Annotated in this window: 25 protein-coding genes and 1 pseudogene; 4 read left to right on the top strand and 22 right to left on the bottom strand. The window is 62.0% G+C overall.

Going from position 1 to position 26,072, the window contains the following annotated elements:
* Positions 1–9 precede the first annotated feature (9 nt).
* The 15 genes from ABE505_RS11030 to ABE505_RS10960 all read right to left on the bottom strand — a co-directional run bounded on the left by ABE505_RS11030 (position 10) and on the right by ABE505_RS10960 (position 14,284).
* A complete protein-coding gene (locus ABE505_RS11030) occupies positions 10–1,056 on the bottom strand; it encodes a ketoacyl-ACP synthase III (protein WP_346443967.1) in 1,047 nt (348 codons plus the stop codon).
* Positions 1,053–1,961, bottom strand: a complete 909-nt coding sequence (locus tag ABE505_RS11025; protein WP_346446244.1) for a phosphatidate cytidylyltransferase — start codon at positions 1,959–1,961, stop codon at positions 1,053–1,055. The genes ABE505_RS11030 and ABE505_RS11025 overlap by 4 nt, the downstream gene beginning before the upstream one ends.
* Entirely contained in the window at positions 1,954–2,679 is a 726-nt protein-coding gene (locus ABE505_RS11020; RefSeq protein WP_346443965.1) for a sterol desaturase family protein, read from the bottom strand. Before ABE505_RS11020 ends, ABE505_RS11025 begins: the two co-directional genes overlap by 8 nt.
* Entirely contained in the window at positions 2,676–3,572 is an 897-nt protein-coding gene (locus tag ABE505_RS11015) for a hypothetical protein (protein ID WP_346443963.1), read from the bottom strand. Before ABE505_RS11015 ends, ABE505_RS11020 begins: the two co-directional genes overlap by 4 nt.
* Positions 3,569–4,384 carry an SDR family oxidoreductase gene (locus tag ABE505_RS11010; RefSeq protein WP_346443962.1) on the bottom strand — a complete coding sequence of 272 codons (816 nt, stop codon included), beginning with the start codon at positions 4,382–4,384 and terminating at the stop codon, positions 3,569–3,571. The genes ABE505_RS11015 and ABE505_RS11010 overlap by 4 nt, the downstream gene beginning before the upstream one ends.
* Positions 4,381–5,019 (bottom strand): HAD family hydrolase, encoded by a 639-nt coding sequence (locus tag ABE505_RS11005; protein WP_346443961.1) that lies wholly within the window; start codon positions 5,017–5,019, stop codon positions 4,381–4,383. The genes ABE505_RS11010 and ABE505_RS11005 overlap by 4 nt, the downstream gene beginning before the upstream one ends.
* Entirely contained in the window at positions 5,016–5,426 is a 411-nt protein-coding gene (locus ABE505_RS11000) for a hypothetical protein (RefSeq protein ID WP_346443960.1), read from the bottom strand. Before ABE505_RS11000 ends, ABE505_RS11005 begins: the two co-directional genes overlap by 4 nt.
* A complete protein-coding gene (locus tag ABE505_RS10995) occupies positions 5,423–6,346 on the bottom strand; it encodes a fatty acid desaturase (protein ID WP_346443958.1) in 924 nt (307 codons plus the stop codon). The genes ABE505_RS11000 and ABE505_RS10995 overlap by 4 nt, the downstream gene beginning before the upstream one ends.
* A gap of 2 nt (positions 6,347–6,348) precedes the next feature.
* The gene (locus ABE505_RS10990) at positions 6,349–7,461 is read right to left on the bottom strand and encodes an alpha/beta fold hydrolase (RefSeq protein ID WP_346443956.1); all 1,113 of its coding nucleotides are present in this window, start codon (positions 7,459–7,461) and stop codon (positions 6,349–6,351) included.
* Positions 7,458–8,432, bottom strand: a complete 975-nt coding sequence (locus ABE505_RS10985; RefSeq protein ID WP_346443954.1) for an NAD(P)H-binding protein — start codon at positions 8,430–8,432, stop codon at positions 7,458–7,460. The genes ABE505_RS10990 and ABE505_RS10985 overlap by 4 nt, the downstream gene beginning before the upstream one ends.
* Complete coding sequence (locus tag ABE505_RS10980; RefSeq protein WP_346443953.1) at positions 8,429–10,423, bottom strand: ThiF family adenylyltransferase; 1,995 nt, start codon at positions 10,421–10,423, stop codon at positions 8,429–8,431. The genes ABE505_RS10985 and ABE505_RS10980 overlap by 4 nt, the downstream gene beginning before the upstream one ends.
* A 22-nt stretch (positions 10,424–10,445) precedes the next feature.
* Complete coding sequence (locus tag ABE505_RS10975; protein WP_346443951.1) at positions 10,446–11,267, bottom strand: hypothetical protein; 822 nt, start codon at positions 11,265–11,267, stop codon at positions 10,446–10,448.
* Positions 11,260–12,222, bottom strand: coding sequence for an alpha/beta fold hydrolase (locus tag ABE505_RS10970; protein ID WP_346443949.1), 963 nt, complete (start codon positions 12,220–12,222; stop codon positions 11,260–11,262). The genes ABE505_RS10975 and ABE505_RS10970 overlap by 8 nt, the downstream gene beginning before the upstream one ends.
* Entirely contained in the window at positions 12,216–13,121 is a 906-nt protein-coding gene (locus tag ABE505_RS10965; RefSeq protein ID WP_346443947.1) for a hypothetical protein, read from the bottom strand. The genes ABE505_RS10970 and ABE505_RS10965 overlap by 7 nt, the downstream gene beginning before the upstream one ends.
* A 713-nt stretch (positions 13,122–13,834) precedes the next feature.
* Positions 13,835–14,284, bottom strand: coding sequence for a hypothetical protein (locus tag ABE505_RS10960; protein WP_346443945.1), 450 nt, complete (start codon positions 14,282–14,284; stop codon positions 13,835–13,837).
* A gap of 71 nt (positions 14,285–14,355) precedes the next feature.
* Here ABE505_RS10960 and ABE505_RS10955 point away from each other — a divergent pair, with 71 nt between their 5' ends.
* Complete coding sequence (locus ABE505_RS10955; protein WP_346443944.1) at positions 14,356–15,981, top strand: response regulator; 1,626 nt, start codon at positions 14,356–14,358, stop codon at positions 15,979–15,981.
* Here the strand turns inward: ABE505_RS10955 and ABE505_RS10950 are convergent.
* The 5 genes and pseudogenes from ABE505_RS10950 to ABE505_RS10930 all read right to left on the bottom strand — a co-directional run.
* The gene (locus ABE505_RS10950; protein WP_346443942.1) at positions 15,960–16,868 is read right to left on the bottom strand and encodes a lysophospholipase; all 909 of its coding nucleotides are present in this window, start codon (positions 16,866–16,868) and stop codon (positions 15,960–15,962) included. The genes ABE505_RS10955 and ABE505_RS10950 overlap by 22 nt on opposite strands.
* Entirely contained in the window at positions 16,865–17,710 is an 846-nt protein-coding gene (locus tag ABE505_RS10945; protein WP_346443940.1) for a CPBP family intramembrane glutamic endopeptidase, read from the bottom strand. The genes ABE505_RS10950 and ABE505_RS10945 overlap by 4 nt, the downstream gene beginning before the upstream one ends.
* A 49-nt stretch (positions 17,711–17,759) precedes the next feature.
* Positions 17,760–19,895, bottom strand: a complete 2,136-nt coding sequence (locus ABE505_RS10940) for an ATP-binding protein (protein ID WP_346443938.1) — start codon at positions 19,893–19,895, stop codon at positions 17,760–17,762.
* Between the two features lie 764 nt (positions 19,896–20,659).
* Complete coding sequence (locus tag ABE505_RS10935) at positions 20,660–20,899, bottom strand: hypothetical protein (RefSeq protein WP_346444024.1); 240 nt, start codon at positions 20,897–20,899, stop codon at positions 20,660–20,662.
* Positions 20,878–21,030 (bottom strand): annotated as a pseudogene (locus ABE505_RS10930) (leucine zipper domain-containing protein); the annotation flags it as partial. The gene ABE505_RS10935 and the pseudogene ABE505_RS10930, both read right to left, overlap by 22 nt.
* 408 nt (positions 21,031–21,438) lie before the next feature.
* On the opposite strand from ABE505_RS10930, the gene ABE505_RS10925 reads away from it, so the two are divergent.
* Positions 21,439–22,005 carry a TlpA disulfide reductase family protein gene (locus tag ABE505_RS10925; protein WP_346444019.1) on the top strand — a complete coding sequence of 189 codons (567 nt, stop codon included), beginning with the start codon at positions 21,439–21,441 and terminating at the stop codon, positions 22,003–22,005.
* Position 22,006: 1 nt separating this feature from the next.
* Entirely contained in the window at positions 22,007–22,222 is a 216-nt protein-coding gene (locus tag ABE505_RS10920; protein ID WP_183426085.1) for a hypothetical protein, read from the top strand.
* Positions 22,223–22,282: 60 nt separating this feature from the next.
* Here the strand turns inward: ABE505_RS10920 and fabV are convergent, their stop codons facing one another.
* Entirely contained in the window at positions 22,283–23,494 is a 1,212-nt protein-coding gene (gene fabV / locus ABE505_RS10915; protein WP_346443937.1) for an enoyl-ACP reductase FabV, read from the bottom strand.
* A gap of 190 nt (positions 23,495–23,684) precedes the next feature.
* On the opposite strand from fabV, the gene ABE505_RS10910 reads away from it, so the two are divergent.
* Positions 23,685–24,233: a cytochrome b gene (locus ABE505_RS10910; RefSeq protein WP_346443935.1), complete on the top strand. Its 549-nt coding sequence runs from the start codon at positions 23,685–23,687 to the stop codon at positions 24,231–24,233.
* Between the two features lie 105 nt (positions 24,234–24,338).
* On the opposite strand, the gene asnB is transcribed toward ABE505_RS10910, so the two are convergent.
* Entirely contained in the window at positions 24,339–26,045 is a 1,707-nt protein-coding gene (gene asnB / locus ABE505_RS10905; RefSeq protein ID WP_346443934.1) for an asparagine synthase B, read from the bottom strand.
* Between the last annotated feature and the right edge of the window lie 27 nt (positions 26,046–26,072).

The following is a 26,072-nucleotide window of genomic DNA, read 5'->3' as shown; positions in this document are numbered from 1 at the left end:
TCGTGCTCGTCAAGCCACCGCGCACACGGGGGCTGCCAATCTCAATGCAGCTTCTTCGTTGGCGCGGAGCGCGCCGATGCCGGCGCCTCGATCCCGCAGCAGGGCGCAGCCCATGGAATAGCCCCCGCCGAACGTGACCAGCAGTGCAAGTTGCCCGGGAGCCAGAAGATGACGATGACGCATGAGCGTGATACCCGCGCTGGCGCAGCCGGTGTTGCCGGTCCAGCCCACCGTTCTAGCGACGCGATCGTTGTCGATTCCCAGCCGCTGACCGACTTGGCTGATGATCCGGTCGTTTGCCTGGTGCGGAACAAGCAATGTCAGATCGCTGACTGAAAGCCCGTGGGTATCCAGCATCGCGTGGATGGCGCTTTCCATGTGCTGGCAGGCGTGCTGGAAGACGTCTTTCCCCGCCGGCATCACCAAGCCATCTCGATGTGGTGTCAGAAACACCGCTTCTGGCCCCTTGCCGACGTCTGCCAAGCCACGCGTGACGACATCGACCACCTCAAATCCACCGCTGGCCTCAGCGTCCAATAGCAGGGCCACTGCGCCATCGCCCCACAGATGTCCCGAGTGGGCATCGCTGTCGCGGGCATAAAGGCTATTGTGCTCAGCGGCTACTACTAAGGCACGCTTGGCTCGACCGGTTTCCATGTAAGCCACCACCAACTCGATGGCGTTAAGCATGGATGAGCAGGCGGTCGACAAGTAGATCGCCCGAGCTCCCGACAACCGAAAATGGCGCTGGACGACATGGGCCAGGGTTGCAACGGTGTCCCACGGTGTATAGCTGGCAGCCACTATGAGATCGACGCCGTCGAGTGTCGTGGTACCGTCCGCCAGCATCCGCTTCACGGCTTCCAGGGCCATGGTATTGCTGTTCTCGTCTTCGGCCGCGCGGCGCCGCTCGCGGATCCCTGTCATCCGTTCAAACCAGGCGTCTTCCTTGCCCGTTAGCGCGCTGAAATAGCCGTTGTTCTTCACTGTTTCGGGAAGATAGTCGGCCCCTGCGACGATATCCACTCCGCGTCGTGCATGGTGCCGGCCGGTCATGGGGAAACCTCGCCGGCGGGAAAAGCCAGACACAACGCAACAGCAAACACCGGAAGCGCGGCTACCAGCGAATCCAGACGATCCAGTGCCCCGCCGTGCCCCGGCAGGATGGACCCGCTGTCCTTGCGGCCCGCATGTCGCTTGAGCAGGCTGCTGGTGAGGTCGCCTACGACACCCGACGCAGCCGCCATCATGCCCAAGCCAAAGAAAAGCGCGCGCTCCGGACCCAGCTTTGGATAAAGCAGAGCAGCACCTAAGCTGGCTGCCAAAGCGCTAGCCAAAATGGCACAAACCAAGACGCCGTAGTTCTTGTTCGGACTTGCGTTGGGTGCGATCAGCCGGGCCGCGGTGAAGCCATTCGAGTAGCGCCCGACTAGATAGGCCGTGGAGTCCAGAACGCACACTACGGCAAGTATATACAAGATCAGATGCCGGCCATTGTAGCGATCCAGCAGCCAATGAAATGCTGAGAAGGCGGAAAGCACTATTAACAAGCCTAGGCCTACCTTCATCGCAGTCGAACATCCGTTGGCTGTCCGGCCGAGGTTCGGCCTTGCCAACCACAATGGCGCACCCATCCAGGCTAGCGCTCCGGCCCCAGCCAGGCCACCGAGCACTTCGACCGGAGCGGAGGCCAAGATCGCCATCAGCCCGCCGCCCAGGGCGATCACGCCCCTATGTGCTGAGCGTGCCTTTATCCCCGATACAATCAACCATTCGTTGAATACAACAAGCATCACTGTGGCAGCGGCTATGCACAGCACCCGGGCTTCCAGCCACAGAATGCCCCCCACCGCCAAAGGGCCGATGACTAGGCATGTCCCCAGCCTCGGCAAGAAATCACGGCGCGACATGCGCTCCGGCGCTGCACAGAAGGCACCATGTACATGGGGGGTCTTATTCATTGACATCGCACCCGGTCAGCATATGAATGACGCGGCTCTCTCGGCCATCGTGGAATCCGCACTCGAACTCACAATCATCGGGGTTGTGCCAGGTGCCGAACATGAGATCCCAGATCGGGAGCCCATAGTTCTGGGCGTGATGGTCTATGCGGTGGTGCACTCGGTGCATTTCCGGTCGCTGGACGAAATACCCCAGCCAACGCGGCGAACGTAGATTGCAGTGGATGTAATAGTTGTAGAGACCGGAAAAAAGTGTGGCCCATGCGAAACCCGTCAAATCCAAACCCAGCACCAGCAGAGCCGCAGCCGCATGAAACGAAACGATGATGAAAAAATCGACCGGGTGCGCATAATTGGCGACCAGCACGTCGATATGCTTGGGGCTGTGATGTAGCTGATGCAGCCACCGCCACAGGAAATCCGAACTATGCTGTAGCCGATGCCACCAGTACTGGACGAAGTTACCCAGCAGGAAAGCGACGAAGCCAGCCAGCGGCGTGGGCACATAGTCCTGCAGCCGGAAGAGCGCATATTGGCCAAACCAGCGATTCACCGTGACCGCCGCCAGGCCCACCATTATCAGTTGCGCAAGGTTGATGACCGCCGCACGCTTGACCCATTGGCCGTCCCACGGCATTTTCTGAATAGGAAAGCAGAACTCTAGCGCGATCATCGCAGCGAACGCCGCAGTAAGCAGGGGGTAGACGGCATCTATCATGGGTGCGACTCCTCGTCGCTGCAGGCCTGGAGACGAGCGCTATCGATGACCCTGGATACGTGCCGATACCGCGCCCATCTCACGGCGGCCAGGACCTTCAGATAGCGATAGACCAGGCCTCGAACTTCCGCATGCGTGGGCGACACCGCGATCAGCACGGCGTCGCCTCGCTCTACATCGACATTCTCTTTCCAGAACCTGACCAAGCCGGACGTCGATGAGCCGGATTGCGTCAGCGGCCGCCCATACAGGCGTCCTGCGTAAGCGCCTTTGATGACAGAGGTGATTGGATCGTAAACGCGTCCCGGGGAAAGGCGGTTGGCCATCGCCTCCAGCACGCGGCGGCTGCGCGCGCGGTCCCGCGGCTGGGCCCCACGCAATCGAGGCGCCATCGCCTCTGGCAACACGGTGAACCCCAGGCGATAGACATTGGGGTTCTGCGTTCGAAATACGACCGACATCGGCCGACCGATGATCGGAAATGACTCTTTGAGCATCTCGAACACCAGCATTCCGCCGATGGTGAGTTGCCCGACTACCGGTCGAGCGGAAGGGCGCAAGTTGAGATTGTCAATGTAGAGAATTCGCTCACCAGCCTCGATGAAGTAGCGCGATGCCGCGAATCCACTGAGCACATCGCCATTGAATACCATCCAAAGTCCATGAACTCCTACGAAGTAGTCCGGACGCCCTCTCCAATGGAACGAGGTGTCGGCTTGATACAGCTCGTCGGTGACGCTTGCAAAAGCCTCCAGCAACATCACCTGCAGTGGCTTACTGAGTCGCTTAGCAGGGTTGATGACACGAGCCAACTGGTACCGTCCCCGCCCCGAAAATCGTATGCCCGCCGCAGCCAGTTGTTCCATTACCTCGACCATATTCAAAGAGCTCATCGATTATGTTTAGGAGCGCGAGGCGCCGACATGGCCGAAACCGCAGCCAGCATCCATTGGCGGGGCACGAACCGAGAAGAAAAGGCGAGCGCACGGTTGACCCAGCCGGGAATGTAGATAGCGCGGCCGGCGTGCATAGCGAGGTAGGCGCCTTCGGCAACCTTGCTCGCATCGTCAAGGCGCTTTCCTTTGATCAGGCCCGACTCCTCCATGCCCGCTGCGGCCGCGAAGCCCGTTCGCGTCGGCCCAGGACAGAAGGCCGTCACGCTTACTCCCGACCGACGCAACTCCCAACCCACGGCTTCCGACAGCCACAGCAGGTAGGCCTTGCTGCCGTAGTAGGCCGCCATGTACGGACCGGGCTGAAAGGCTGCGAGCGATGCCACGTTCATGATCCGCCCTTGGTTCTCGACCAGATCTGACAGGAACATCTTGCATAGCGCTGTAGGCACGAGAGTGTTCAGCCGCAGCATCGCCAACTCTTGTTCGAGCGAGCTTTCAGCAAACTTTCCGAAAACGCCGACACCGGCATTGTTGACGAGGTAGCTGATGCGGCTTCCGCTCGTCCTGACCTGGGCGAATATGCGCTCGGCGGCTCCCTCCAGCGTCAAGTCCTCCGCAAGCGTAATAGCGCGTACGCCTTTGCGCCTCGCGATCTCGGCCGTAGCTTCCAGCGAGGCCTTGTTGCGTCCCACCAGAATCAAATCGATTGCGTCGCGCGCGAAACATTCAGCCAAGGCGGCGCCTATGCCACCGGAGCCTCCGGTGATGAGCGCCATGGGCCGTGTACCGTTGGAATAGAAATTTTTCATTCGCTTCGCGTCAGGATGTCGGCGTCGATGCGAACTTCCGGATCCATCCACACTCGCCCTCGGAAATCAGCATGCTTGGCGAGCCTGAGCATCGCGAAATCATCGCTCGTGTCGCCGTAGGCGTAGATCTCTTCGTAGAGGCTGGTATCGATGGTTTCGCGAACCCGGCGCGCCTTCTCGTCCGCAACGCATTGATTGCCGGCGTAACTACCCGTCAGTCGTCCCTCCCGTACCTCCAGTCGCGAGCAGATCAGTTCCAAGCCATGGCGCTCGCACCAGGGCGCGAGATAGAGCTCAAGAGCGCCGGACACCACCACGACACGATCTCCGCGCGCCTTGTGCCACTCGATGCGGCTCATCACGTTGGGCCGTTGGAGTCCCAGCAGTACTTCATCGGCGAAGCGTCGGCCCAAGGCTTGGGCCCGGTCGACCGGCATACCCGCCAGCCCGATACGCACCGCGCTGCCACGCATTAGATTTCCGGACACCCGGCCAGTGCGGTAGCCAATGACCAGCGGCGCCAACAGGACCTTCCCCATCCCGAGTCGGACAGGAGGTACCGCAAAGTGAATGAAATCGGCGAACGTCTCCTTGGTGGTGATCGTTCCATCGAAATCGAAAAGCGCAAGGTTCATGGAACATCCTTCGATTGGCTAGCGAGCGCGTGCAACAGCAGCGCGGCAATCACGATATCGCCAGATACCATAAGCAACATCTGTGTAGAGACGCTCCCGGCAAGCCACAACCCTGCAAACGCCAAGAACGCCAATACTTTGGCCATCGCTGCAAACAACACGATCACAGCGGGCACCCTCCTCTGCAAGGCTAAAGCGAGATAGAGAAGTCCGAAGCTAAGCATGAATACCGCCGCCAGTGCCCGATACACCGCAGGCACAGCGGCAGGCACCCCCGCCAACGAAGCAGGCATGGATGCAGGAAAGCCGAACAACGCAATACCCGAGAGCGTGAACACGGCCGACATCAGGAAGATCAGGCACAGCGGTCCTGATACATGCAAATCTCTATGCATATAGATGCTCATCGTGGACCACCAATAGTGCGCATCACGCCGACCCGAAGCGCACCCACCAAGCTTCGCTGGACGGGTGTTTCGTCATTAAGGTACCCACTGGCTTCTAGGTACCGACGAAGGGCCGGCAGGCGATGCGCGGGCACGCTGGGAAACAAATGGTGGCAATGATGGAAGGTATAGCCCAGCAGCAGGAACTGCAGGATGGGCGAGGTGCAATCACGTGCATTGTCTCGCGGCGAGACGCCTGTGTCGGCGTGCTCGATATAGGGATGCAGGGTCCAATAGACCTGCCCCACCAACGCAGGCAAAGCCAAGGTGAAGATGAACGCCTCCGCATCGCGCACGAGCAGATATACCCACGCGGCGGTCACGATCCCAACGACGGACACGTTGAACCACGCGAACCGCCTCATCTCCAGTACGCTGAACGGAAATCCCCGCTCCAACGTCTCCGATCCATTTAGTAGCCTTGCAGTGTTGCGCATGCAGTACGCGCTAGTCAGCATCGGACCGATCGATTTGCTGGCCAAGCCCTGACGCTGGCCATACAACCCAAAATCTGGATCTTCATGGGTATTGGTCTTGGCGTGATGTCTCCAATGGTAGGCATTAAGCCCGACCGAGCAAAAAGTCGGCACGGCGGTGGACGCCACAATTCCCATGAGCATGCTCAGCTTGCGGCTTCTATTTAGGTTTCCGTGGAAGCCCTCATGTCCGAGCGAGCCAAGGAGAAACATCCCCATGCCGGCAGCGATGATCAGGAAGGCGTCGGCGGATAGGCGGAGCGGCAGCGGCCAGGCTTCGAAGTGGTAAACCCACAGGGCCAACTGGCTGCAACCGATCCAGATCAGAAGACCATGGACGATACTGTAGATCCCCATGAGGTTGCTGATACGGCGAAAGGACGCGGGAATTGCAGGTTTTTTCACGCTCAACCCTCAATTTCGGCCTTGGCCTTAGCGAGCGTTCGCGACTGCGAGTCCATGAACTCGACGATGCGGGAGGACAGCGCTTCGGCGTGCGTGAGAATGCTGTCGTGGCCGTGGTCGCAGGGCAGCTCCAGGCAGGTAGCCGCGGGCAGCAGCGTTGCCGGTTCGAACACGTCGGACGCGGGAAACAGCACGTCCGCCTCCAGCGCCACTAACAGGCATCGTGAGTTGATGCGCGTGAGAACTTCCGCTTTGGTGCCGCGCCCACGATATATGTTATGGCTGTCCATAATCCTGGTCAGCATCCAGTAACTGCACGCATCGAACCACCTCGCAAATTTTTCTCCTACCGCACGCTGGTAGGCGCTGGCGCGAAAAGCGCTGGAACGATTGTCGGCGTCTGCCTGCGTGGATGCGTAGAGAGCTGCATTTCGATACGAGAGCATCGCTATTGCGCGTGCCGCCGCAAGGCCTGCAGAGCCGGCGTTCGGTGCGTCGGTACCGAAAGTCGGATCGGCCTCCAGCGCCATTCGCTGGGCCTCGTTGAAGGCGATCGCCCAAGGCGACTGGCGATCGCTGGCGCCGATGATGCATGCATGCTCGAAGAGATCGGGCGCGCGAGCCATCCACTCGAACAACTGTTGACCGCCATACGACCCGCCGACGCCCAGTGCTATGCGGTCGATGTTCAGGTGGCGACGTAGGCAATCGAGCGCCGAAACGACATCGGCCATGGTGATTTGGGGAAATTTCAGACCCGCGTGGCAATGGTTGGGCCCGCCTCCGTTCGCCGGGCCCGTTGATCCATGGCAGGAGCCTAGCGTGTTGGCGCAGATGATGAAGTGGATTGACGGATCCAGTGCCTTTCCCGGACCCACCATATCCAGCCACCACTCCGTGACATCGGACGAACAAGTCAGAGGATGCAGGACCCAGACGATATTGTCCTGGGCCGCCGAAAGCCGGCCCAACGTCGTGTAGGTCAGACTGAATCCATCCAGATGATCGCCGCCTTCCAGCGTCAGACGATCGCCGCAATCCCAACGAACTGTCTGCGGCAGCGCATTGGACGCAAAATCCTGCGCATCGGCGCGCACGGCGAGCGCGGGCCTCATACGCAAGCCCCCAGCTTCCGCATGAGGTATTGCTTGGCGGTGATCGAGCCTCCTTGCTCGCCTTCCACCAAATGCCCGGTTTCGTGATCGGCCAGGATCCGCAGGATCGCCAACTGATTGGCCAAGGCCTCGGAGTAGTTCCGACTGATATGCGTCAGCCATCGCAGCACCGAGCTTGGGATGGTCACGGTACGCACCGGGCGGTTCAGGAGCGCGGCGTACAGTTGGGTGACGTCAGCCCAGGACAGAGACTCCGGTCCCCCTAGCGGGAAGATCTCTCTTGCTTCGCTGCGTTCCAACGCGGCCACCATGCACGCTGCCACATCTGAAATCGCGACGAAGGCGTGACGGCGGTTCTCTGGGCCCGGCACCACCGCCACGCCCCAGCGCTCGATCGAATCGCCACACACACGCCGCAACAGCCGCACCAACCCGCGCGTACGGTCAAGCGTCGCGTTCTGTTCCCCACGAAGCGGAATCCGGGACCCGATCAACGCGAAGTAATCGTCCATGAAAGGACCGCAACGGAGCACGCTGTAATTCAGGGTTGACTCGGCGAGCATCCGTTCCACCAAAGCCTTTGCGCGATAGGTCGAGCAACTGCGGCAGTGACCTTCCGTTAAAGGCGTCGCCAAAGACGCGTAGATGAAACGCCCCACGCCTGAGTCGGTGCATGCCCTGATCAGGTTGCGATATCCCTGCTCCTCATCGGCCGCAAAGGTGTCGCCTCTGCGCGGGAACACCACCGTTGCGGTCGCGATTACGGCGTCCACGCCCCGGCAAGCCGAACGTAGACTCGCCAGATTTTTCAGGTCGCCAACGACCCGCTCTACTCGAAGGGACTGAAGCTGCCCGACATGCGAGCCGGCCCTTACCATTGCCCGTACGCGGAAGCGCGATGAATCACACAGCTGGCGGGCGACTTCCGCCCCTAACTGTCCCGTTGCCCCGATGATCAGCACGCGCTTCATGCGACCAGGCTCTCTGCCACAGTCGAACACGGCGCACATGTGGCTGTTTCCGGCGCTCTCGAGATGAAGACCGTGGCCGGAAGACGACCGGCCCGTGGAGGCAAACGGTCGCTGGCCATGCCCACGCGAAGGAGGGCGATGGGCCGCGCATTTACCTCCAATCCGAATAGTTCGGCCACTTCAGCGCGGCCTTCCTGCGTCGAGATAGGGAAGTCGACGGGCTGAGCATGCAAGCCGTGCGCAGTAAGCTCCAGCCATACCCGCATGAGCGCGCGCCCTGCGTCCACTCGCCCGTTCGCGCTCCATTGTCCGGCCGCCACGAGCAGATAGTTACCGTGCCCGGTCATTTGGCGGATGGCGTTGCGCGTCATGAATGCCGGCAACCCTAGCGACATCGATATACTCAGCAGCCCTGGCGAGCGCCGCAGCATGCGCAAGGCCCATGCCTCCCATTTCGACAGGCCCAATGTCTGGAGCGTAAAGCCGGTGGGCCGCTCCGCGACCTCCGACGCGTCCAGGCGCATGTGTTCCAGCAGTTCGGTCACATAGTCCAGGCGGCTAAACAACGCCTTGGCATCCTTCTCGGCGAGGCGCTTGATCCGCACGGAGTCCACTTCGCGCAGGAGCGCATGCGCGCCTCGCTGCGAAGCCAGCTCGGCGCAGCTTGCGACTAAGCCGGCAGACAGAGGCACATGCAGCAATCTGCCCCGGTGCGTTACTCGCGCTTCGAGCAGCCCCCGCCCGCGCGCGTAGTTCCTGGGATCCATGCCATGGATCCGAAGGGTTCCTGCAATGTGGGCAGGGTCATGGAAGTCCTGGCTGTCGCTCGACGTCCACGAGACAACAGCTACCTGGGCGGCCGCCTCGACCGCGCAACCTAGGCTGTAAGCGATCGCGTTGGCGTCCGGGTCGACGACCGGTGTCCCGCGCCCCGGGTCCCAACGCAAGTGAAGCTTGTCGGGCTCCGACACCTCAAACACCCAAGGTTGGCAGTTGTGCGGCGACGGCGCCAGAATCATCGCCTCGACCAGGCGACGCGTGTTGTCTTCTTCGGTCGAAGCCTTTGGTTCCATGTGCGCTGCAGACTCGACCTTGGGTCGGCGGGAGGCCACAAAGGCGCGCCCGAGCTGCAGGGGAAAATTCACCCATTGTGCAATGCGGGCTGGAAGGGTGCGTGTCGAATCATGGACGTCAAACGCGACGACGTGCCGGACTTGGCGTCTCATCTCCAGATCCAAGATGCAGCGCGTAGCGAGCGCACCCATTGCCAGCACGCAATAGGTAACTTGCGGCCAGGGCTGGCCGGTCAGCATGCGGTCGCGGATGATGCCGAGAAAGTCGGAGGGAAAGTGCCGATAGCCCAGCCATTTCACGCATTCAGCTAGCCGTCCTTCGCGATGCGCCTGAGCGCTCGCGCGGCCGTAGAACGGCTTGGCTCTGCGGCGCCGATAGTCGAAGACATAGAGCGTCGCCTTGCCGCCGAAATCGAAGCCGGAAATGACCGGAATGCGACGCTGGCTGGCTATCTCGTGAAGTCGATACTTGACCCAAGGCGACGCGCCCGCATCGACGGCATCGAACACGCAGGTAACGCCTTCGAAGGCGGATTCGATGTTGCCTACCGTCAGGCCTTCAATGAGTACGCGTGTTTGGAAATATGGATTGATCGCCAACGCACGCTCGGCCAACACTTGCGCTTTGGGGCGGCCGATGTCGGTCAGCACGCAAGCTTGGCGGTTGAGGTTGGTATCGTCGAATACTTCGGGATCGGCCAGCACTGCCGCCGTGCCGCCCAACCGCGCGAAGGATTCGACGAGGCTTCCCCCGACGCTGCCGCAACCGGCCACCAGGATACGCGAGGCGCGCAACGCGGCCTGTTCCGCAGGCGAAATGATGTCAACGTTACGTGCCACATACGCTTCCAGGTCTCTGACGTTGGGCATGAAACCTTCGACGGTCCCGGCTGCGCACTCATGTTCGCTTATGAGCATGTTCACACCTCCAGCGTCCAAATCATGCCCACGCCAAGACGCGTCTTGCCGCAGGCGAATAGCCGATGAAGCCATTGATGTTCAGCCGCTGCGCAGCGCCGACGTAATCGGCAACGTGGACGGCATGGACGCGCGAAGCGGTGAACAAAAGCAGATCGCCCTGCTCGGGCAGGATGTCCATATAGTTCTGCCCGATCAGATCCTTTTGCTCGATCGGATAGCCCCCATCGTCAATGCCGCGCGCCTCCAGCCACTCGCGCGAAGGGACGAAATCGTAAAGCCTGATCCAGCTGCTGCCCTTGGGGGGATGTACCGCATACATGTTGACGCCGATCGGATGCCGTACGTCCGCGTATTCCAAGCGGGAGTTGGCTACCTGCGGCCAATCCGTGTGCGGTTTGAGGATGACTCCGGATTGGCTTCTGTCGTCCCACATGGCGGCGCGATACGCCGCCGCGGGGATGCCGTCAGCATATGCGACGCGAAAACGGAAGCCACTGTCCTCGACGGCGTCGAAGAACCGGCGATAGGCGTTGCCAGTCCCCTGGAACAGCAGCTCGCCATGCCAGCTGTTGCGAGCGAATTCGTCGACGACTCCGTCTACGCCTTTGAGGTATCCATTGCTGCCGACCATCATCGCCGGCACGCCATCTGTCCGCTTGTAGCGTCCGTGGCTAGAGCCGAAGTTGTCGATGATGCGCCGGCAGCTGCTCTCGTCCAAGAATGACTTCACCAGCAACGCTGGAATGTGCCCCGCAATCAGATCCGGCAGGAACATGGCGACGTGGTCCGCTGTCGTTTCGATCGCTTCAAAGCGGGCTATGTCCAGGCATGCGTCAGCCATGTCGCGCTCCTTGCGCAGAAGCGCCGCCCAGGAACTTCGAGATTAGGCCGGCGGTTTGCGCCGGACGTTCTAGCATTGCCATATGACCTACGCTTCTCCATTTTTCGACTTCGACTGTGGTGCCGGAAAGCGCCGCTTCCCATGCCTCGCAGGCCGAGGGGGCCACGATGCGGTCTTCGCTTCCCCATAGCAGATGCACAGGCGCCGATATCGCCTTCAATCCCGGTGCAGGCGAGGGGCTGGCGGCGTAGTCCGCGTACAGGCGCGAAATGCGTTCGAGACGGGCGACGTGACGCGCAAGCAGATGGCGTTTTACGCAACTCGGCACGCGCGGCGGCTGTGCCATGATTGCGCCCAGGAATTCGCCGTAGGCTGCTTCATTGTCGGCGAGGAAAGGGATCTTTCCCGCAGCGACGCGTTGATCGAGCCAGCTGGAACAACGACCACGCAGTCCTGCCGGGCTAATCAGCATCAACGCAGACACACGCGTCGGCCAACGCAAAGCCAGTTCGCAACCTAGCCATGCGCCCATCGAGTTTCCCACAGTGCAGACCTGCTCCAGGTCCAAATGTTCCAGCAATTCCAAGACGCGCTTCGATTGCGCCGCAATGCCGTAGTCCGCTTCCGGATCAAAGTCGCTTTCGCCATGGCCTGGCAGGTCCGGTACGATCAAGCGAAAGCGTGAGCTCAGATGGCGGGCAGCCGGCAGCCAGACCGTCAGGTCGCCGGTCAGACCATGTAGCAGGAGCAGCGCCGGACGACCGCGCTTGCCGGTGTCCGCGTAGCGGGTGACCCCATCGCTCAATCGCGCCTCGCGCAACCGAAGCGCCGCCGCGGCGATCAACGCGCGGGCGTAGCCCGCATACAGGATGCCACCGAACACATGCTTTGATGCAGCGGCGTCACGCGCGGCCGCATGCGGCGTAAAACTGGCGGTGGGCTCGCCCCTCACCATGACATCACCCCCAGCGCGAGCAAGAAAGGGGGCGTGATCAACATGATCAGCATATTGTCCATCCCTCGCGGCGAAAGCGCTTCGATCACCGTGGTTAATGCGGCGAAGGCGAGCGATACCGGAACGACCGGCATCCGCGCCTGTCCGCTGATTGTGAGCATTGCGGCGCAAACTGCGGCCGCCAGGACGAATACCGTGGTGGAGCCCGCCAGTGATTTGGTGTTCGTCCAACCCCAAACGATGTCATTGATCCTAAAGACGTTGGATCGTCCGAAACGAACCCCGATGGGCTCGGCCAATCCGTCGGCTATGGCCACTGTGAAGAAAGCCACTTTGACCAGAGTGAGCGGAAACAGCAGTGCCGAGACGGTGATGGCCACGTTCGACGTGATCATGGGCATGAGGAAGAAGAAACGGCTATGCGGCCCATCGCGCCGACGCAGGCTGTGTTCCGCCATGCCTGCCAGCAGAGGCACGCGGCTGTAGGCCGCAACGAAAGAAATCAGGATCAGTGCCAGTGACGAAGCCATCATCGACGGCAGCAGTTGGGCATCGGGAAGCACTGCGAGGCAAGGGCCTGAAATCAGCATGATCCCGACGTGATGCAGTTTTCGGGAGTAGCCGTCTTCTAGGAAGTATCGCGCACGCAGGAACGAGCACAGGTTGCCGAACAGGAAGGGGCCGACGAACAGGAACAAAGCAATTCGCCACCATACGATCTCCCTGAAAAATGCACCTGCGTAGACGTCCATGAAATCAGTTGCGCCCGTCAGTGAGGCTTGGCCGGCATGGCCAAGTCCTTGGAAACTCGCACGAACCCGCAAACCCCTGCAATCCGTCCAAGGCACCAGAGTCAATCGGTGCGAGATCCGGCCGCCGCTTTGGCTTGACGTGAACATGCATACGAACTAGTCAGCGCTCCGCCCTATCTCGTGGAAGGCGGCTAGCTCCAACTCACCTGCATTACAGCACGCTGTATCGTAATCTACAACAATACAAGTATTGCAATAGCCTCAGGGCAATAGGCCGGCGATAGGCAATCCCGCCGGTGTAGAGGCTGGCTTGGGCCTCACTAATCAAGCGACGGCTCAATTGCTATATGGCAATCCGTGGGATTTGGGAGACGAAGTAGGCGGTACCCGCGACCACCGCGGCTGCGAACAATAGGCAGCAGGCAAGGTCGATATTGTCTCCGCGGTTTTTGCTCATGACTAGCGCCCCTGTCTCTTAGGAAAAGTTCGCAAGCACTTTGGACTTCGCTTGCCGCGGCTCTTGGTCGCCGACGGCGCATCTTAATCTACGGCGCTCTATGTATAGTCCTCTACATGACGGTTACAAGCAAGGGTGTCCGCTCAAAGCGCCACTCGTCAGTCTAGGCCCGATTCTTTCGAGCGCCGCGAGGCAGAAGCGGACGGCCGCTCATGGATTCGTATTGCTTGACGTAATCCATCAGCACAGAGTCTGTGATCGAAAAGATGGTCTTACCTTCTAGCGCGGCCACGACACGCAGCAACTCCTGAAGCTGCTTGCGCACCCTGATGGTTGTCTGTTCCTCAGTGGGAACGCTTCCGCCGTCAGGTGTAGGCGAAGAATTGGCACGCATACTAGGACCTCAGCTTTGAACGGATGGACCATCCGTGGAAGACAGATCCAGCAAATTTCCTATGCGCTGGTGCAGATCTGCTCGAATGTCGCCGATGGCCGAGAAGATGCCGTCGGCCGTGGTGCCTTCCTCTCGCAAACTCACCGCCTCTTGCCAGACACTGCGTTTAGGCAATCGAGAGATTGCCAACTCCAGTGCCGTGAGGGCATCTTGCGGCGTCGCATGAACTCGGCAGTCAAGCAGCTCTTCTTCCATCGGTGCACCGTCGCCTGCGACTAGGCAACCAACACGCGCTTGCCAATCCATGCGCACCGCGTCCAAGGCGGCGAAAACGCCGAACACAGAAGTTCCGTCGCCTCGGCGCAGAACCGCCGTACTCCATTGTGATGCCCTGGGCAGGCTAATGATGGCTAGGCGGTGGGCAGCAATCTGGTCTTCAGTAGTAGAAATCGTTGGCATCCATTCAGATCTACAATGTGCACTAGGAGATTTGTAGAATACTGTAACTCTTCGCCGTCAACCCTGCAAGGATGCCAATCTCACCTTACGCTCAGTGCCTGGCAAGTACCGTGTTGGGGGCGGGCGCGATCGTCGGCTGGTGGCATACCCGCCGCGCGCTAGCGACGCTCCGGGCCAAACAGGCAGCGGACGAAACGCAGCGTGGGCGCGTTATTCGTCGCCTTGACCATGAGATTCTCAATCCGCTGGAAACCATCTGCGGAACCGTCGAGCTCATGTTGCATGGCGGCGACACTACGGCGGCCGATCGTAGCCATCTGCTTGCGATACAGCAGGCCTCAAACACCCTATTGGCGGTCGTGCGCAACGCGGGGACATGGCTTAATCCACCTGCGTCGGCAGTCGGGGAGAGCTTCGATCTGCATGAGGCCTTGGAGGCCATCATGGCGCCCAGGTTCTCACGCGCAATCGCAAAACGCCTCCATTTCGAGTTGCATATCGAACCGTGCTCGCCACGAATCGTCGAAGCCGACGCAGAACTTTTGGCGCATTGCCTTGGGAATGTGCTGGACCATTGCCTGGCCCTCACGGATCACGGGCATGTGGAAGTGACGCTGCATTCAGCCTCCAACGAGAATGTGAGTCTCACCATCAGCAACACCGGACCGCCATTCTCGCCCCAAGCCCAGTTGTTTGAGCCTTTCGGGCTCTCGGGGCACACGCGAGAGGGCAATCCTCCTGGAACGGGACTGAATCTGCATGTTGCCCGACTGATCGCGAGGGCTTTGGGAGGCGAATTGGATTGCTTAACCCGTGCCCCCATGGGAACCGGGTTCTCGCTGCGCTTTCCGGCGATCGTTCAATCGCGTGCGGGCTCCGCCCTTCCCACCGGCAATGTAGTTCCGCACAACGACCTTTACGCAAAGCATCGTGCGCAGGTCACATCGAAGCGGCTCTTGGTGGTGGAGGATCAGGCCAGCAACGCCCACGTCATCGCCTCCACACTGAAACGCGGCGGACACGACGTGGCGATCGCGAGCGACGGCAACGCGGCCCTGGCGCAATTGGGTGCTGAAGAACCGTTTGACGTCGTGATCATCGATCTCGGCTTGCCCGACATTGGCGGGCTGGATGTTATCAAGCTCAGTCGCTTCCATAGCGCGGTCCGCAAGCACGACGTGCCGTTCATTGTCCTGACGGGCGAAACCTCGGAAAGAGTTCGCCAAGACTGTTTCGCGGCGGGCGCCTGGACCTTTTTGAAGAAGCCCATGTCTTCCCAACGCTTGCTGGATGCCGTCGCGTTGGTTTGCGAACGCGCTGAGCATCTCGCCGATTCGAACAGGATTCAACCCGGCGACATCAGCCTGAATGCCGCCCACCGGGCGCTGTTGAGCTTAGACCCCCCTCAGGCATTGTCCGAGAATTTTCGCGACATGCTGAACTACCAGCGAGACATCGAGAAGGCGGCGCAATGCGACGACTGGGATGCTGTCTTGCGCCGAGTGCGCGCGGTGCACGGGGCGGCGCATCTCATTGGGGCCGACCGTGTGTCGGCGGTATGCCTGTGGATAAGCAGCACGCCGAAACCGGCCCTTCAGGCAGTCTGGCCGGCGCTGCAGCGCCACCTTAGCGGCAGCATCGACGACGCTTGGCGGGCAGTGTCGAAGCTTTTGGATCAAGGGGCCGAAGAAGATTGAGTTGCGAGCCTCCCATCGGAAAAGAAGTCGATGGTGTCGCTCAATACCTGTGCAGCCGCCGGTGAGCGCCAGGGAGAGCCCACCACATGTGCTCCGTTGCCATAGGCGCAAGCACGCTTGAGCTCCGATGGCGTACCTAAAGCATCGTACAAAGCGAGCATGGCCGGGACCGATGCAGTTTTATCTTGATGTTCGCCATCCTGGTAGTAGTAGGCCAGGAAGAAAGGCGCACGTACTTGCGCCGCGGTAGCCGGTGTCATCCAATCGCTGAACAAAGCTCGTAGTGCTCGATACCCGTCGGGATGCATGGAATCCGACCAGTAGCGCAACTGAGCTTCGCTTCGCGGACGTGGATCGCGCAATACGACTTCACTGGCGCATAGCCGGTCGAGCTCGGCAGGGTCGTAAGCACGGGCCCCCAAAGACCACGCCGCCACACCCGCCACCTGCTCGGGGAACCGGGCAGCGAGTATGAAGGCCAGGCTAGCGCCGAGCGAGGTGCCCACCAGAATCGTGCGTTCGCCCATCGCACAACCCACCGCAAGGGCCGACCGAGCGCAACTTATCCAATCTTCGGCTTTGATGCCCCGCAGGGCATCGTCGGTCCTCAAACCATGGCCTGGCAAACGCGGTATATAGGCGTTCGCCCCTAGGGCCATCGCCAGTCGCTCGGGCGCGTCCCCGCATTCACCCGGGCTTGCGGTCAAGCCGTGCAAATAGACCAAGGACCATCGGGTCCGGCGCTTTTCGTCGCCCGCCCAATGCATTCGTGCGGCGTTTCCGGATTTTAGCTCGCTGGCATCGGCCTCCGAGCCGGATACGAAATCGGCCACCATCTCCGGATCGCCCGGAACCTTAGGAAGCGAATCGCTGCCCCGTGTCGTCATCGCTGGATCGCAGGGTAAGTGAACAGGGAAAAATGGACGAGATTGAGCACCGAGTGCGCGAGGACCGCGGCCTGAAGCCCGCCCCGCTTGTACGCGATCCCATATCCCAACCCCGCGAGCACGGCCACCGCTGCGTAAGCCAGCCCCCCACTCCAATGGCTTATTCCGAACAAGACTGCCGAGACCCATAGCGCCGCGACTGCACCGTAACGCCAGTCTTCCCAGAGCCGCTCTAGGCCAGATTGAATGAACCCGCGGAAAAAAAGCTCCTCCCCGAGGCTTACCAACACCAGATTGTTGATCACCCAGATCCAAGCGCCCGGCGGCCATTTTGGATCCCATTCCACCAGACCCAGAACCCAGCCGCTGAAGATGCACGTGGTTGCCGTAATCAGGCCCACCGCTAGACCGTTCCACAAACTTTGCTGGCAGTTGCGCGACCAAGTCACTCGTTTCCACGCATACACGACCCAGGCGATGATCAACGCCTTGTCTAGGTTCAAATACATTCGATAGCGCGCTGCCGCAGCCGACACTTGAGCGTCAAACACCAGAGGGTTGCGGAACCCAGGAATTATATGAGCGCGCAAGGCGGTCGCGGCCAGGAGGAATAGCAATACGCCTGCAGCTTTGATGGCCGCAGGCCTGCGCTCTGGCACCGCGATGCCCGCGAGTCCCAAGACCGGTATAGCAGCCAACGCGGACCAATCCATCTGGTCTACGGCCAATGCGGCAAGATAGCCCATGGCAAACAGCCAAAATCCAGCCTTGAGCCATCGCCCATCCAGAATGAGCAACAAGGCAGGAAAGATCAGTAGCCAAGGCAACGCGATTACAATCAATGTTTATTCCCTACAGGCGTCCTGGTCGGCAGACATGGCGGCGGCATGACTAGATTTGCTGCGCCGCATCGTATTCGGGCTGCCCCTCGATCCAGGAAAGCGCCCGGTTTATTTCGCGATCGAGCTGTTCCATGCTCACGGCGAAGTCCTGACCCGCCACTGTCTGGATCTCGACCTTCGCGGCCCATTCGGCCGCTTCCCGCATACCGAGTGCACCGAACTCGTTGCGCAGTGCATGCAGGTGATATGCGGCTTGCTGGCCCGCGCCGCTCGCCAGTGCGCGCTTAACACCTTCCAACCCTTCGCAGAGTCCCTCGCGCACGTGCCGCAACAGCACGCCGACCGAAGCACGGTCGCTCACTTGGCGGATCTCGTCAAGCGGGGCCAGCCCGGCGGACACCATGCGGGAACCGCTCGACATGCCGCTCACGCGCATCAGCGCATCCAAGAGCTGCTTGGCGGAAACGGGCTTACTGACGAAGGCCTCCGCACCCTTGGCAATGACCAGTGACGCGGCATCAGGATCGGCATCCGCGCTCAGAACGATGATTGGGGCTTTCCGGGGCATCGGATGGCGTGCCAGTTCATCAAGCACGTCCCAGCCAGACATGTTGGGCATGTGCAAGTCGAGAAACACCATATCAAAATCGCGTTCGCGCATCGCCGCGAGGCCGCTCGGGCCGTCGCTGGCCGCAACCACCCGATGGCCCGCGCCTGCGAGCAGACGGCGCATGATGTCGACGTTGGCGATATGGTCGTCGATTACAAGGCAGCTCATAGATACAACGCGGGAACGATGATCTACGAGCAAATCGGCAATAGACCGTATATCGGCAGGCGGCTCATCGGGAGCTACGGGTAGCTTGACGCGCCATGTGAAGATCGAGCCACCGCCGGGGTTGTCTCGTATGTCCAACGAACCCCCGAGCCTCTCGGTGATGTTGCGGACGATGAATAGGCCCAGCCCGACGCCACCGTGCGTGCGGGTCTCTCCGCTGCTAACCTGATAGAAAGCGTCGAATATTCTTCTCTTTTCATGATCCGGAATGCCGATTCCGGTGTCAGTTACGGTACACACCAGTTCCACGTCTTTTTCATCGGCCACCGTTTCTGCGAACAGATCGACGATGACCTGGCCATCGGATGGCGTGTACTTGATCGCATTCGCCGTCAGGTTGCTCAGTACCTGTTCGATGCGGCCCTGATCGCCATAGATATATCGCGGTACGCCATCGGCGACGTTGACCTGAAATGTGATACCACGCTTCACGGCATCCGGCGCGTTCACGTCACGGACCGTGCCCATCAGCACATGGGTGTCAATGCTCTCGAGATTTAGCTTGATTCCTCCAGCGTTGTGCTTGGTAATGTCCAGAACGCTGTTGACCCGCCGCGACAGGACCTTCGCGTTGGTTTCGCTCAAATCGATCAGGGTGCGCTGATTGTGATCCATTCCATTACGGTCGATCATGGCGATGGCGTTGTTGATCACATTCAATGGCGTCCTTAACTCGTGCGACATGGCTCCAACGAAGCGGTTTTGGGCGTCCATTGCTTCTATCGCTTGCAGCGAAATTTCGCGAACCGCCGAAAAGATACGGCCGGTGAGCAGCGGCAGACCTACCGTTAGAACAATCGCATAGACTAGATAAGCGGGCCGGCTGAGCCAATAACCAGAAGGTGCCGACCAAAGGAGCACGATCAGAGAGGCGGCAATCCCCACCTTAAACCACCTTTGGCTGTATTGCGCACCGATCATGATCGCAAGGAACGGCAGGACCGCCTCGAGCGTTATCAATAGTAAGAAGGCGTGCTTAGTCAGGATCGCGATAACTAGGTAATTGGCGATCGTTCCCGCCACATTCATCCAACCTCGCATTCGGACAAGGCCCAGGCGAATGGCGAGCCACCATATTGCGCTAATCAGAAAAAGGCCGAGCGCCCACCGGTAAACGCGCAGCGCATCTTCAACCAAGACCGGCTGCGGCCCATAAAATCGCCAAGCCAAAACCCACAGAACAACCAGACCGAGCACGCCTGCGCGCAATGCAGCGACACGACTCTCGCCAAGCGACTCCACGACGCGCTCCATAGTTTCACTGCGCAACCTTTTTGTAAGATCAGCTAGCGACAAGGTGTCGCTAAGGCCCTCCTTTCCGTCTGCATTCTGCTTTCCTTGACTCATGTATTCCTCCACTTCCAGCTCTGGATATTGCTCACAACGACGGTCCGCATACTATGCGATTCCGAATCGAGTTGCGCCTCGACTTCCCTGTTGGGAAAATTCCTAGGGGTGTTGCCGTTTCCCGACTAGGCCGCGTTGAATCTGGCGAACTGTCAGATGGTGTTGCGTGGCGCAGCTCATGACTAGCCGTAAGGTCAAGCCGCGTGGCGCCGGCTGGCGGCTTGCCAGACCAACTCTCCGGGTCGTGAATCAAATGTGTTATTTACAACAGTGAATGCCGCGCTGTCCCGCTTACAGGACCATCATCGACAGTCCCTCGCCTTCCTATGGCAGATTGCACCCCTACCCCGGCTTTGCTTTCAGATCAATCCTGCAGCGTTCGATATCGGCTGGCCAGCTTCTGTCGTCAACCGAAAAACAACTTCAACACGCATGCAATAGCCACAGGAATGTTTTCTGTACGCGGGGAGTTTCTGCTGATGGTCTGTATCGCTGCCTGTCGCGCCCCCTGCCCTCAACTGAGGGCCAAGGTTCCGGCCATAGCGCAGCAGTCGGTCTGTTTTCATATACAGGACGCACTTCGCACGGTCACACTTCGCACACGCCCACAACGACAACAAGATCACCTGCCGCTCGCCAGCCCGCTGGATTCCTCCGCACTCTGACCAAAAATGAAGTACGTCTTAGCCCTAAGAAGGATTCACCGGAAACAATGCCGCCATGCAGCTCAGACCATCAAGTTGGCAAAATGGGTTGAGCCAAATTCATGCTATTCGAGAAATCCAATCAAAACGCGCCGCAGCCAGATCTGTGACGGCTACGAAGTTCAGGTGGTTGTCGATGCCTGCGCTTCGCCTACCCAGTTCGCCGATGAAGTCGCTCCCGGCTGCTTGGAAAAGACCGCACAACGCTGACGAGCACCAATCAGGTGCATGAAGCCCAGGCGGCCGGGAGAATCGATCGGCCACGCCGGACGCGCCTTCTTCCTTGACCGCTTCAGCCATTTGTAGGCAGTGCGCGCACTGACGCCGGCCGCATGGGCGGCCTCCTCGACCCGCAACCTCTACATGAGGATGCGATCGATAAGAAAGGCTCGACCGCGAGGCGTCAAACGGGCATGCTTATACAGGTTCATCCGGGGCTCCTGAGGTGTTGTTTGGGTCGCACCTACAGAATTCCGGGATCGCCCCGGATGAATAACCTACTGAGACACACAGCTAGCGCATGGCGCAATGGGACACCGGCCGCGCAGGGTGTCGCCCGGACGCGCCGACCTGCACGTCGTCCGGCCTTGAGGCCGGACGGCGTCGGGGCCGTGCACATCGCGCCGTGCGCGCCGCTCCGACGCCGTGATGCACTGCCGCACCCATGTCGCGAGGCCGCCAACGCCATTGCATCGGAACTGTGACTGCCTGTGCAGTTCGGCCATCTCGATGGCCAATCGCTCCGCCACCGATTGACCCGGGCCCGACGCGTGCGCAGGGTCTAGGCACGATCGAACGCAGGAGGCGGTCGCATGCCACGTCGCATGCCATGGATCTGGTTGGGCCTGCTGGGCGCCTGCGCGCTGGTGGCAGTGCTTGCCTGGCAGAACCGCGAACTGCGCGAGGAACGGCGCTGGTTCGTCACCCGCACCACCGAGCCGTACCTGGGCATGTACGTGCCGCAGGTCCCGGCGACCACGCTCGACGGTGCCGCGCACGTGCTCGGCGCGCCGTCCGGCGCGTTCCAGGTGCTGTACTTCTTCACCCCGACCTGCCCGTACTCGCGGCGCTCGCTGCCGCGCGTGGCCGAGGCCGCGCGGCGCATCGCCGAGGCGCACGGGCCAAACGTCGAGGTACTGGGCGTGTGCCACTGCACGCCGGCACAGGCGCGCGCCTATGCGGACACCCATCGCCTGCCGTTTGCGGTGACCACGCTGACCGACCGGCGCCACGTGATGCTGTTCCGCGCGCGCAACGTGCCCGCGCTGCTCGCGCTCGATCGCGACGGCAGGGTGCGCTACGCGCGCGTGGGCACCTTCGATACCAAGGAGCGGATGCAGGACCTTCTGGCCGCGCTGCAACGCAGGGACGCGTCGCCAGCCCTGGCCACTGTCGAGGAGCGATGACATGACACGGTACTGGAAGACGATGCGCAACGCCGCGGCTGCTGCCCTGTTCGTGGGCTGCATGGGCTTCGGTGCGATGCAGGCAATGGCCGACGACGGCGAGGACCGCGAGGCCTCGTGCAGCGCGTGGGCCTGCGCGCAGGAATGTGCGCCGTTCGGCGGACAGCTGGGGCCCGGCGGGCCCGGCCAGCCGCTGCAGTGCTACTGCTGCGGCTGAGTGCGGACATGCCCGGTGCCGGCCAGTGCCGGCCCGGGCACGCGCCGCGGTCGCGCGGACTCAGTCGCGCAGTTCGATCACGTCGAAATCGACCACCGGATCGACGTCCGCGTCGTAATCGACATCGTCGCGCTCGAAGCCGAACAGCTTCAGGAACTCGTGCTTGTAGCCGGCGTAATCGGTCAGCGCGGTCAGGTTCTCGGTCGTGACCTGGGGCCACAGCGCCTTGCACTGCGCCTGCACGTCATCGCGCAACTCCCAGTCGTCCAGACGCAGGCGATGCGCCTCGTCGAGCTCGGCCGTCGCGCCGTCGGCGCGGTACATGCGCTCCCGGAACAGCCGGTCGAGTTGGTCGAGGGTGCCCTCGTGCAGGCCAAGTGCCTTCATGACCTTGAAGACGATCGCGATGTACAGCGGCAACACCGGGATCGCGGCGCTGGCCTGGGTGACCACCGACTTGAGCACGGCGACGTTGGCGCTGCCGCCGGTCGGCTCGAGCTGCGCATCGAGCCGGCGCGCGGTCGCGTCGAGGTCGGCCTTGGCCCGGCCCAGCGCACCGTGCCAGTAGATCGGCCAGGTGATCTCGGTGCCGATGTAGCTGAAGGCGACGGTCTTCGCGCCGTCGGCGAGCACCCCGGCGTCGCGCAGCGCGTCGATCCACAGCTGCCAGTCCTGACCGCCCATGACGGTCACGGTGTCCTCGATCTCCTGCTCGGTCGCCGGCTCGACGGTCGCCTGGATCACCTGGTCCTTGTTGGTGTCGATCGCGGTCGAGGTGTAGGCCTCGCCGATCGGCTTGAGCGCCGAGCGCTTGAGCTCGCCGGTGTCGGGCAGCTTGCGCACCGGCGAGGCGAGCGAATAGATCACCAGGTCCACCTGCCCGCCCATTTCGTCGCGGATCAACGCGATCGCCTGTTCGCGCGCGGCGTCGGAGAATGCGTCGCCATTGATCGAACGGCTGTAGAGACCGGCTTGCTTGGCGGCCTTGTCGAACGCCGCGGCGTTGTACCAACCGGCGGTGCCGGGCTTTTTCTCGGTGCCCGGCTTCTCGAAGAACACGCCGAGCGTGTCGGCGCCGAAGCCGAAGGCCGCACTGATGCGCGCCGCCAGCCCGTAGCCGCTCGACGCACCGATCACCAGCACCTTCTTCGGGCCGTCGTTGCGCACGCCCCGCGCGCGCGTGGCCTCGATCTGGTCGCGCACGTTGTGGGCGCATCCGGTGGGGTGCGTGGTGGTGCAGATGAAGCCGCGGACCTTGGGATGGATGATCACTGTGCTGCCCGGTTGTCGTGGAAATCGGACGCCAGTTTAAGGCGTGCCGCGGCCCCGGTCCCGTACGGGGGGCAATGGTCTGCGGCGGCGCGCGCGCCTGCATCGCGACGCGGCGATTGACAGCACGCCGGTCGCCAGCTGAACTGGGCGCCCCGGGCGCGCCTGTGCCCTGCTGCGGACCCCACTGCCGATGTCTTCGCGCTGGCTCGATTCCCCGACCCGATATGGCCTGATCACCCGTCTGCTGCACTGGAGCATGGCTGCCCTGTTCGCGTGGCAGTTCGCCGGCATGGGCGTGAAACTGGCGCTCGGCCGCCACGCGTTGACGGCTTTCATGGTCGGCACCCACAAACCGGTCGGCACGCTGCTGATGCTGCTGATCCTCGCGCGTGGCGTCTGGGGACTGTCGCAATGGCGCCGCCGGCCGCCACACCCGCCGACTTGGGTCGGCCGCGCCGCGTTGGCAGGCCATGCGGCGCTGTATGCGCTGATGGCCTGGGTGCCGACGGTCGCGCTGCTGCGCGAGTACGGCTCGGGCAAGGGCTTCGCGCCGTGGGGCATCCCGTTGTTCCCCGCCACCGGCGTCGAGCAGGCGACGTTGATGGCGCCGGCGAACCTGTCGCACGGCGTGCTCGCCTGGACGCTGCTGGCCCTGGTTGTCGGCCACGTGCTGATGGTCGCGGTGCACCACCTGTTCTGGCGCGACACCACGCTCGCGCGGATGGCCGGCCGGCTGTAGCGCGGACGGCGCCGCCCCCCGCCCCCAACCCGGTCCGCGATGCGGACCGACCTCCCCCGCCAGGCGGGGGAGGTGGTTCCCATTGCTGCGAGAGATGACGCGGCGTCAAGCCGCCGCTGCGTGGTGCACACCAGCGACTGCGCGTCCCGATGGATCGGCGGCGTTCGCGAATGCGGCGTCCCAGGCGATCGCGGCCGGCGACGAACACGCGATCGACTTGCCGCCGGGCACGGTCGCCGCCGCGGCCGGCGTCGGGAACGCCTGTTCGAACAGGCTGCGATACAGATACGCCTCCTTGGTCTGCGGCGGTGCGTGCGGGAAGCGGCTCGCCGCGGCCGCCAGTTCGCGATCGCTGACCTGGGCCTCGGCGTGCGCCTTGAGGCCGTCGATCCAGCCATACCCCACGCCGTCGCTGAACTGCTCCTTCTGCCGCCACAGGATCTCGTCGGGCAATGCGCCGTCGAACGCAGCCCGCAACAGGCCTTTCTCCATGCGCTGATAACCGTCGCTGCTGCGGTCGATCATCTTGTGCGCGGCGTCGATGTCCATCGCCACGTCCAGGAACGCGCGGTCGAGGAACGGCACGCGCGGCTCGACCCCCCAGGCCATCATCGCCTTGTTCGCACGCAGGCAGTCGTAGCCGTGCAGCGCGTCGAGCTTGCGCACCAGCTCTTCGTGGAACTGACGTGCGTCGGGCGCCTTGTGGAAGTACAGGTAGCCGCCGAAGATCTCGTCGCTGCCCTCGCCCGACAGCACCATTTTCACGCCCATTGCCTTGATCCTGCGCGCGAGCAGGAACATCGGGGTGGACGCGCGGATCGTGGTCACGTCGAAGGTCTCGATGTGCCGGATGACGTCCGGCAATGCGTCGAGGCCTTCCTCGAACGTGTATTCGAACCCGTGGTGTACGGTGCCCAGCGCCTCGGCCGCGACCGCCGCGGCGGCGAGGTCCGGCGAACCGGCCAGGCCGATCGCGAACGAATGCAGCCGCGGCCACCAGGCCTCGCTGCGATCGCCGTCCTCGATGCGATGGCGCGCATAGCGCGCCGCGACCGCGGCGACCAGCGATGAATCCAGACCGCCCGACAGCAGCACGCCATAGGGCACGTCGGTCATCAGCTGCCGGTGCACGGCGGCCTCGAAGGCCTCGCGCAGCGCCGGCAACGACGGTGCATGCCCGGCCACCGCATCGTGGTCGCGCCAGGGCCGCGCGTAGTAGCGCGTCAGCGCGCCGGTCGCGCTGTCGTACCAATGGCCGGGCGGAAACTGCGCGACATCGGCGCAGCTGTCGACCAGCGCCTTCATCTCCGAGGCCACGCGCAGCCGGCCCTCGCGGTCGTGCCCCCAGTACAGCGGCACCACGCCGATCGGGTCGCGGGCGATGATCGCGCGGCCCGACGTGCGGTCCCACAGCGCGAACGCGAAGATGCCGTTGAGCTGCTCGAGCCATGTCGCCGGCCCGGTGGCGTCGTCTGCATGCTCGCGATACAGCGCGTTGATCACCTCGCAGTCGGACGCGGTCGTGAACGCATAGGGCACACGCAGGTCCGCCCGCAGCGCCTGGTGGTTGTAGATCTCGCCGTTGATCGCCAGCACCAGCGCGCCGTCGGCCGAGCGCAGCGGCTGGGCGCCGCCGGCCGGATCGACGATCGCCAGGCGCTCGTGCACGAGGATCGCGCGGTCGTCGGCGTGGACGCCGCTCCAGTCGGGGCCGCGGTGGCGCTGACGTTGCGAACAGGCGAGCGCCTGGCGGCGCAGGGAGGCGATGTCGTCGCCAGGCTGCAGGCCGAAAATGCCGAAGATCGAACACATGGTGGGGCTCCTTTGAAGTGGAGCCGC

Source organism: Luteimonas sp. TWI382 (assembly GCF_039674545.1).
GTDB lineage: Bacteria > Pseudomonadota > Gammaproteobacteria > Xanthomonadales > Xanthomonadaceae > Luteimonas.
The sequence above is the reverse complement of the archived record's forward strand: the minus strand, read 5'-3'. Positions and strand labels throughout refer to the sequence as shown.

Excerpts from the sequence above, each read along its gene's own strand:
- ABE505_RS11015 (WP_346443963.1), bottom strand. The coding sequence starts at position 3,572 with ATGAGCTCTTTGAATATGGTCGAGGTAATGGAACAACTGGCTGCGGCG.
- ABE505_RS10960 (WP_346443945.1), bottom strand. The coding sequence starts at position 14,284 with ATGCCAACGATTTCTACTACTGAAGACCAGATTGCTGCCCACCGCCTA.
- ABE505_RS10980 (WP_346443953.1), bottom strand. The coding sequence starts at position 10,423 with ATGCTCATAAGCGAACATGAGTGCGCAGCCGGGACCGTCGAAGGTTTC.
- ABE505_RS10935 (WP_346444024.1), bottom strand. The coding sequence starts at position 20,899 with ATGGCTGAAGCGGTCAAGGAAGAAGGCGCGTCCGGCGTGGCCGATCGA.
- ABE505_RS10950 (WP_346443942.1), bottom strand. The coding sequence starts at position 16,868 with ATGACGACACGGGGCAGCGATTCGCTTCCTAAGGTTCCGGGCGATCCG.
- ABE505_RS11025 (WP_346446244.1), bottom strand. The coding sequence starts at position 1,961 with ATGAATAAGACCCCCCATGTACATGGTGCCTTCTGTGCAGCGCCGGAG.
- ABE505_RS10955 (WP_346443944.1), top strand. The coding sequence starts at position 14,356 with ATGCCAATCTCACCTTACGCTCAGTGCCTGGCAAGTACCGTGTTGGGG.
- ABE505_RS11030 (WP_346443967.1), bottom strand. The coding sequence starts at position 1,056 with ATGACCGGCCGGCACCATGCACGACGCGGAGTGGATATCGTCGCAGGG.
- ABE505_RS11000 (WP_346443960.1), bottom strand. The coding sequence starts at position 5,426 with ATGAGCATCTATATGCATAGAGATTTGCATGTATCAGGACCGCTGTGC.
- ABE505_RS10920 (WP_183426085.1), top strand. The coding sequence starts at position 22,007 with ATGACACGGTACTGGAAGACGATGCGCAACGCCGCGGCTGCTGCCCTG.
- ABE505_RS11010 (WP_346443962.1), bottom strand. The coding sequence starts at position 4,384 with ATGAAAAATTTCTATTCCAACGGTACACGGCCCATGGCGCTCATCACC.
- ABE505_RS10990 (WP_346443956.1), bottom strand. The coding sequence starts at position 7,461 with ATGAGGCCCGCGCTCGCCGTGCGCGCCGATGCGCAGGATTTTGCGTCC.
- ABE505_RS10940 (WP_346443938.1), bottom strand. The coding sequence starts at position 19,895 with ATGAGTCAAGGAAAGCAGAATGCAGACGGAAAGGAGGGCCTTAGCGAC.
- ABE505_RS10910 (WP_346443935.1), top strand. The coding sequence starts at position 23,685 with ATGTCTTCGCGCTGGCTCGATTCCCCGACCCGATATGGCCTGATCACC.
- asnB (WP_346443934.1), bottom strand. The coding sequence starts at position 26,045 with ATGTGTTCGATCTTCGGCATTTTCGGCCTGCAGCCTGGCGACGACATC.
- ABE505_RS11020 (WP_346443965.1), bottom strand. The coding sequence starts at position 2,679 with ATGATAGATGCCGTCTACCCCCTGCTTACTGCGGCGTTCGCTGCGATG.
- ABE505_RS10975 (WP_346443951.1), bottom strand. The coding sequence starts at position 11,267 with ATGGCTGACGCATGCCTGGACATAGCCCGCTTTGAAGCGATCGAAACG.
- ABE505_RS10970 (WP_346443949.1), bottom strand. The coding sequence starts at position 12,222 with ATGGTGAGGGGCGAGCCCACCGCCAGTTTTACGCCGCATGCGGCCGCG.
- ABE505_RS11005 (WP_346443961.1), bottom strand. The coding sequence starts at position 5,019 with ATGAACCTTGCGCTTTTCGATTTCGATGGAACGATCACCACCAAGGAG.
- ABE505_RS10985 (WP_346443954.1), bottom strand. The coding sequence starts at position 8,432 with ATGAAGCGCGTGCTGATCATCGGGGCAACGGGACAGTTAGGGGCGGAA.
- ABE505_RS10965 (WP_346443947.1), bottom strand. The coding sequence starts at position 13,121 with ATGTTCACGTCAAGCCAAAGCGGCGGCCGGATCTCGCACCGATTGACT.